The 7,957-nt window shown below is 46.4% G+C and carries 4 protein-coding genes; all 4 read left to right on the top strand.

The window, feature by feature from the left end; translation table 11 throughout:
- Positions 1 to 3: 3 nt before the first annotated feature.
- The gene (locus KKA81_02615) at positions 4 to 2,367 is read left to right on the top strand and encodes a glycyl radical protein (protein ID MBU2649803.1); all 2,364 of its coding nucleotides are present in this window, start codon (positions 4 to 6) and stop codon (positions 2,365 to 2,367) included.
- A gap of 37 nt (positions 2,368 to 2,404) precedes the next feature.
- Entirely contained in the window at positions 2,405 to 5,515 is a 3,111-nt protein-coding gene (locus KKA81_02620; GenBank protein ID MBU2649804.1) for a DUF4981 domain-containing protein, read from the top strand.
- Between the two features lie 43 nt (positions 5,516 to 5,558).
- A complete protein-coding gene (locus tag KKA81_02625; GenBank protein MBU2649805.1) occupies positions 5,559 to 7,352 on the top strand; it encodes a Na+:solute symporter in 1,794 nt (597 codons plus the stop codon).
- Between the two features lie 59 nt (positions 7,353 to 7,411).
- A partial coding sequence (locus KKA81_02630) for a nucleotidyltransferase (protein MBU2649806.1) occupies positions 7,412 to 7,957 on the top strand: 546 nt, incomplete at its 3' end.

Here is a 7,957-nt window from a genome sequence, read left to right on the forward strand (position 1 = left end):
AAAATGAACGAAAGAATATCCAGACTCAGAAAATATAGCCTGAACGCAGTGAACAGTCTTTCTTCGGAAAGAGCGGAACTTCTGACCACCTTCATGAAAATGCCGGGAACACAGCAATATTCGATTCCTGTACAACGTGCCATGGCTTTTTCCTATATCCTGGGAAACAAAAAGATCTATATTCACGAAGGTGAGTTGATCGTGGGTGAACGAGGGCCGGCTCCCAAAGCTACCCCAACCTATCCCGAAATCTGTTTACACTCTCTGGAAGACTTAAAAATACTGCATGAACGCCCAAAGGTCAGTTTTGCATCAGATGACAAAATGCGTGATGTTTACCGCGACACCATCATCCCATTTTGGCATGGCAAAACCCAACGCGACAGGATTTTCGAAAAAATGGATAAGGAATGGATAAATGCCTATGAGGCAGGCGTCTTTACCGAATTCCAGGAACAACGGGCACCCGGACATACCGTGTTGGGTGGGAAAATTTATCGTAAAGGGATGCTCGACCTGCAACGCGAGATCGATGAAACTATAGCAGGTCTCGACTTTCATAATGACCCGGAAGCACAGGGAAAAAATGAAGAGCTGAAAGCCATGAAAATAGCTGCTGAAGCATTGATTGCATACGCAATTCGTCATGCTGAGGCTCTCGATCTGTTATCGGAACAAGATAGTGATCCCATCCGAAGAAAAGAGTTGCAGGAAATGGCATCAATATGCCGGCACGTCCCCGCCCACGCTCCCCGTACTTTCCATGAAGCTCTTCAATATTATTGGTTCGTTCACCTTGGAGTGATCACCGAGCTCAACCCCTGGGACTCGTTTAATCCCGGCCGCCTCGACCAGCATCTTTATCCTTTTTTCCTGGAAGATATTAAACAGGAAACCCTCACCGAAGAAAAAGCAAAAGAGCTGCTTCAGGCTTTCTGGATAAAATTCAACAACCACCCTGCCCCTCCCAAAATTGGAGTAACAGCAAAGGAAAGCAATACCTATACCGACTTTGCACTGATCAACCTGGGTGGATTGAAAGAAGACGGATCCAATGCGGTAAACGAGCTGAGTTACCTCATCCTGGACGTGATCCGCGAGATGCGCATCCTCCAGCCAAGCTCCATGATACAGGTCAGCCGGGAAAACCCCGACAGTTTCATCCGCAAAGCCATTGGGATCATTAAAACAGGCTTTGGACAACCTTCGGTATTCAATACCGATGCCATAATCCAGGAACTGACCCTTCAAGGGAAAAGCCTCACCGATGCCAGAAACGGCGGGGTAAGCGGCTGTGTTGAGACCGGAGCCTTCGGAACAGAATGCTACATCCTGACAGGATACTTTAACCTGACTAAAATCCTGGAAATCACCCTTCATAATGGCATAGATCCACTCACAGGGAAAAGACCCGGACCGGAAACAGGTGATCCATCGACATTCAAAACATTTGAAGAACTATTCGACGCTTTCAATTTGCAACTAAAGCATTTCGCAGATATCAAGATCCGGGGTAACAATGTCATTGAACAACTATTTGCAACGTATATCCCTGCCCCCTTCCTTTCCCTGCTCATCGACGATTGTATCCAAAATGCGAAAGATTATAATGCCGGGGGTGCCCGGTACAACACTTCATATATCCAGGGTGTCGGGTTGGGCACTATAACGGATTCGTTCACCGCGATCCGTTATCATGTTTATGACCGGAAAGCTTTATCTTTGAAAGAAATGATCATGGCAACAGACCGGAATTTTTCAGATCATCCTGATTTACAGAAAGACCTTATGTTTCACGCTCCCAAATACGGAAACGACGATGATTACGCTGACCGTCATGCCACTATGGTCTTTGATTCCTTCCACGACGCCATCAATGGCATTCCTACCCCCAGAGGAGGAACATACCGTATCAACATGCTTCCAACTACCAGCCATGTGTATTTTGGCAGCAAAATCGGGGCCACCCCCGACGGAAGGAAGGCAGGAATGCCTCTTTCTGAAGGCATTTCACCAGTCCAGGGCGCCGACCGTAAAGGCCCGACCGCCGTTTTGAAATCTGCCGTAAAATTTAACCACCTGAAAACCGGCGGAACCTTGCTTAACCAGAAATTCACCCCCCAGCTCCTTTCGGATGAAAAGGGGGAACAAAGCCTGGTTCATCTGATACGCAGTTATTTCAGAATGAACGGACATCATATTCAGTTTAATGTGGTTTCTGCCAAAACCCTGAAGGATGCGAAAAAACATCCCGAACTTTACCGCGACCTCGTCGTGCGGGTCGCAGGCTACAGCGATTACTTCAATGACCTCACAGAAGAATTACAGGACGAGATCATCAGAAGAACCGAACACGAAGGCTATTAAATATACCTATTACATTTCCCAAGTAAACCCAATACCTATGACAAATTTCAGACTTACCCTCGGTCTATTTTGCCTGACCTTGCCGTTTTTCATCACAGGACAGGATAATCATTCAGAATGGAAAACCCCTGAAATAACCGGTGTAAACAAGGTCAATCCCCACTTTATCCAGATCCCGGTTTCGGATGTAAACAACGAAGGATACGGGATGCCTGACCACGTTTTAAACCTTAATGGCGAATGGAAATTCCGCTGGGTTGAGAAACCGGCTGATATTATCAATGGTTTTGAATCAGTGGAATACAATGATGACGACTGGGATATGATCCGGGTACCAGCAAACTGGGAATTATCGGGATATGGCATCCCCATTTATGTCAATATCGCCTATGAGTTTACCAAAAATCCAAATCCTCCTGAATTACCGCAGGATTATAACCCGGTGGGGATGTACCGGACCGGCTTTCATATACCGGAATCATGGAAAGACATGGATGTTCATCTTTTCTTTGGTGCAGTTAAGTCGGCATTTTACCTTTATATCAATGGCAGGTATATCGGCTACAGTCAGGGGAGTAAAACACCTGCTGAATTCGATATCACACCCTATATTTTGCCCGGAGAAAACCTTCTTGCATTGGAAGTCTACCGCTGGTCAGCAGGATCCTGGCTGGAATGTCAGGATTTTTGGAGGATCAGCGGGATAGAACGGGATGTGATGCTCCTGGCCCTCCCAAAACTCCGAATATCCGATGTGTTCGTGCATGCAAACCTTATAAATGATTTTAAAGACGGCCATCTCAACGTGGAAATGAATATCCTGAACAATACAGGATCCAAAACCAGAGACAGCAAAATTGTATGCAACCTCTATGATAAAAATGGTGAAACACCCCTGTTAACCCTTGAAAAAGAATTCACTCTTGCCGGAAACCAGGAAACTGAGATCAATCTTGAAGGAAAGATATCAGGGGTTCATTCCTGGACGGCCGAAACACCAAATCTTTACTTCCTGGAAATAAAACTCTTCGACAAAAAAGGCAACCTGATACAGGAAACCTCTATGCAAACAGGATTCAGGAATGTGGAGATAAAAGACGGACAATTACTCGTTAACGGCAAAGCCATTCTGATCAAGGGAGCGAACCGCCACGAGCACGATCCGGTCACCGGTCATGTGATTTCAAGGGAATCCATGCTTCAGGATGTTAAACTCATGAAACAACACAATATCAACACTGTGCGTACCAGCCATTATCCCAACGATCCCTATTGGTATGCACTTTGCGACGCTTATGGCTTGTATGTTATTGATGAAGCCAACATCGAATCGCATGGGATGGGTTATCATCCCGATCGTACCCTGGGCAATAACCCGCGTTTCATGAATATGCATCTCGACAGGATTGAGAGGATGGTGGAGAGAGATAAAAACCATCCATCGGTCATTATCTGGTCTATGGGCAATGAAGCCGGTGATGGAGTAAATTTCGACACTTGCTACCGTTGGATAAAAGCACGTGACACATCCCGGCCCGTGCATTATGAAAGGGCGGAGTTAAGGCACAACACGGATATTTACTGCCCCATGTACCCCGGTATTGAATATATCGAAAAATATGCCTCCAAGAAACAGGAACGTCCGTTGATCATGTGCGAATATGCCCATGCCATGGGCAACAGTACCGGTAATCTCCAGGAATATTGGGATGTGATTGAACATTACGACCAGCTCCAGGGCGCATCTGTCTGGGATTGGGTCGACCAGGGAATACTAGTACTTGAAGCCGGCCTTCCACCCTATTTCGCCTATGGTGGAGACTTTGGCCCTGAGGGAACGCCCAGCGACAGCAACTTCTGCATCAACGGTCTGGTCGGTCCCGACAGGACCATACATCCTGGATTGCTTGAGGTAAAAAAGGTTTATCAGTATATTTCATTCCGACCCGGAGAAAATCTGCCTGCTGAAATTATCGTACACAACAAGTACGATTTCCTGCCATTGGATTTTGTTGATATTTCCTGGAAAATAATTGAAGACGGCAAAGTTGTGAAAAACGGAACCATGAAACCGCCAATTATCAACCCGGGCCAGGAAGCTGTCATTGACTTACCTATTCCTCCAGGATTCCTGAAAAACGACCACGAATATTTTCTTAATCTTCAGGCAGTATCTACCCATGAGCTACCACTGATACCCTCCGGTCACATTCTTGCTGAAGAACAGATACCCCTGCCCTCCGTCCGCCGTCCCCAGGTAATCCCTCCATCAGGAAAGGTCTCATTCACCGAAAAAAAATCAATTATTACCATCACAACCGAAAAGGGGGAAATCTTATTTAACCGGATTGATGGCATGATGACAGGATTTCTGTGTAATGGTCATAACCTGTTGGAATCAGGCCCGCTGCCGAATTTCTGGAGACCACCGGTTGACAATGACTATGGCAACCGTATGCCAAAACGTTGTAAGCCGTGGAAACAAGCCAGCTATGAAAGGGAATTGCGCAGTTTCGACATCATCCAGGAAAACAACAGTGAGATTGTGGTTAAAACGGAATTCTTCCTGCCCTCCGTGAACTCTCAACTTTATATTGTTTATAGTATTTCAGGAGATGGCAGGGTTTTGGTCACCCAATCGATTGAAACCACTGAGGAAAGCTTACCGGAGCTCCCCCGTTTTGGGACGAAGATGATCTTACCCGGAGCTTATGAACAGGTTTCCTATTACGGTCGTGGCCCTCACGAAAACTATTCCGACAGAAATACATCAGCTTTTTACGGATTGTATGAAAGCACGGTGAAAGAATTGTATTTCCCCTATGTCAGGCCCCAGGAAAATGGCAACAGAACCGGCTTGCGTTGGTTAACCCTAACGGACGATGAAGGTTATGGCCTCAAAATATCCGGTATGCCCTTCTTCTCAGGATCCGCCCTGCATTATTCCATCCAGGACCTGGATTACGACGATTCCGGAAATAAGCATACCAGCAACCTGAGACCTCATCCGGAAATATTCCTCCAGATAGATATGAGGCAGATGGGAGTAGGCGGCAATGACAGCTGGGGAGCCAAACCCCTCGATAAATACAGGATAATGCCCGGAAATTACTCTTTCAGTTTCATAATGAGTCCGGTGATACCGTAGATTGGCAGTTTTTGATACATTTGCCTAAACTAAAAACCGACCTATGATACTTAATGCATCCGACTGGGTTATTATCATCGTCTTTTTTGCCGTTTCCATGCTTATTGGCATACTTGTTTCCAGGAAAGCCGGTAAAAATTATTCGGAATATTTTCTCAGCGGCCGGAACATGCCGTGGTGGTTGTTGGGGGTATCCATGGTAGCTACAACATTTTCCTGTGATACACCCAACCTGGTCACCGACATCGTTCGCCAGCATGGTGTAGCCGGCAACTGGGCATGGTGGGCCTTTCTTCTGACCGGCATGCTGACAGTATTTATTTATGCAAAGCTCTGGCGGAGGTCAGGGATATTTACCGACCTTGAGTTTTACGAAATACGTTACAGTGGGCGGATGGCTGCTTTTGTAAGAGGATTCAGGGCAATTTACCTTGGATTCTTCTTTAATGTGATGGTAATGGCTACGGTTTCCCTGGCCATGATAAAGATCGGTGAAGTGATGCTGGGATGGTCCCCGGCAACAACCCTGCTGGTCTCTCTCACTGTCACGGTAATCTATTCCACATTAGGAGGGTTACGAGGCATATTGCTAACCGACTTCCTGCAGTTTGTAATCGCTATGATCGGATCCATCGGGGCAGCTATTTTCCTCATCAACATGCCGGAGGTGGGAGGCCTTCACGGACTCATCTCAAATGTCCAGGTCAAGCCCCATCTCAACCTTATCCCCGATACCTCCAATATGGAAATCTTCATTACCATTCTGATTCTTCCTATTGCGGTTCAATGGTGGAGCGTATGGTATCCGGGAGCTGAACCCGGCGGTGGTGGATATATCGCTCAACGAATGCTGGCCGCCCGTTCCGAGAAAGGGGCTGTTAAAGCAACCCTTCTCTTTAACATCGCTCATTACGCATTGAGACCCTGGCCATGGATCATTGTGGCCCTTGCTTCTCTGATCGTCTTCCCCGATATTGAATCCCTCAGAGCTGCCTTCCCTGATGCCGACCCCCAGTTTGTAAGAAACGATTTTGCCTATCCGGCTATGCTTAGTTTCCTGCCCAACGGGTTCCTCGGACTGGTCGTTGCCTCTTTGATCGCCGCATTCATGTCAACAATCTCAACGCACCTTAACTGGGGTTCTTCTTATATCGTTAACGACTTTTACAAACGCTTCCTGAAACCCGACGCAAGCGAAACAGCCCAGGTCATCACCGGAAGGATCACTACCGTAGTATTGGCTGTCGTGGCAACACTACTTGCTTTGCTAATGAACAACGCATTGCAGGCATTTAATATCCTGCTGCAAATAGGGGCAGGCACAGGACTGATCTTTATCCTGCGCTGGTTCTGGTACAGAATCAATGCCTACAGCGAGATCACTGCCATGATCGTTTCTTTCCTGGTAGCTATTTATTTGCAGCTTATACATCCTTATACCGGATTACCTTTAATTTCCGCAGGCTGGCAGTTGGTGGTAGGAGTCGCCATAACAACTGTTTGCTGGCTCATTGTTACCCTATTCACCCCTCCTGCAGATAAAAAAACTCTGTATGGATTCTATAAGTTAGTCCACCCGGGTGGACCAGGATGGAAAAAAGTCCTGGCTATGGCCCAGGAAGATAAAGTCGTCCTTGAACCTGATGGAACCGCTAAATGGGACGTTCCGAAAGGAATACTGGGAATGCTCCTGGGCTGCCTGATGATCTACAGCCTGCTTTTTGCAACCGGACACTGGATATATGGTAATTATGGATGGGCAATTCTCGCAACAGCAATAGCTCTGATTAGTATGTGGCTCTTAAACAAGGTCTGGGGACGGCTTAAAATAGTTTGATCATCATCAGATCAGTATTGACAACCAAGAATTAAAAATCAAAATAGTATACCCCGATTATGCAGGTAAGCTTGTTGATCATGGCAGCAGGAATGGGCAGCCGCTTCGGAGGGCTCAAACAGATTGAAGGTGTTGGGCCATCAGGTGAAACCATCATGGAATACTCTGTTTATGATGCCATACGCAGTGGTTTTGGTGAGGTGGTTTGTATCATCAGAAAAGATTTTGAAGATGACTTCAGAAAAAAGATCGTTGAAAAGATTGAGGATAAAATTAACGTTCAATTGGTTTATCAGGATTTAAACGATCTGCCGGAAGGCTATTCCGTCCCCGCCGGCAGAAATAAACCCTGGGGAACAGGACATGCAATTCTTTCGGCCGGGGATAAGGTCAAAAACCCTTTTGTTGTAATTAATGCCGACGATTTTTATGGATTGGAAGCCTTTATTGCAGGTATCGACTTCCTGAAGAAACAAAGGAGACAGATGCTCCCCCAATACGGGCTGGTCGGGTATGCCCTGAAAAACACACTTTCAATATATGGAACGGTAACAAGAGCTCAATGCGTTACCAATGATTCAGGAATGTTAACCTATATTGAGGAA

This window comes from Bacteroidota bacterium (assembly GCA_018831055.1).
Lineage (GTDB): Bacteria > Bacteroidota > Bacteroidia > Bacteroidales > B18-G4 > M55B132.

Excerpts from the sequence above, each read along its gene's own strand:
- KKA81_02625 (MBU2649805.1), top strand. The coding sequence starts at position 5,559 with ATGATACTTAATGCATCCGACTGGGTTATTATCATCGTCTTTTTTGCC.
- KKA81_02620 (MBU2649804.1), top strand. The coding sequence starts at position 2,405 with ATGACAAATTTCAGACTTACCCTCGGTCTATTTTGCCTGACCTTGCCG.
- KKA81_02615 (MBU2649803.1), top strand. The coding sequence starts at position 4 with ATGAACGAAAGAATATCCAGACTCAGAAAATATAGCCTGAACGCAGTG.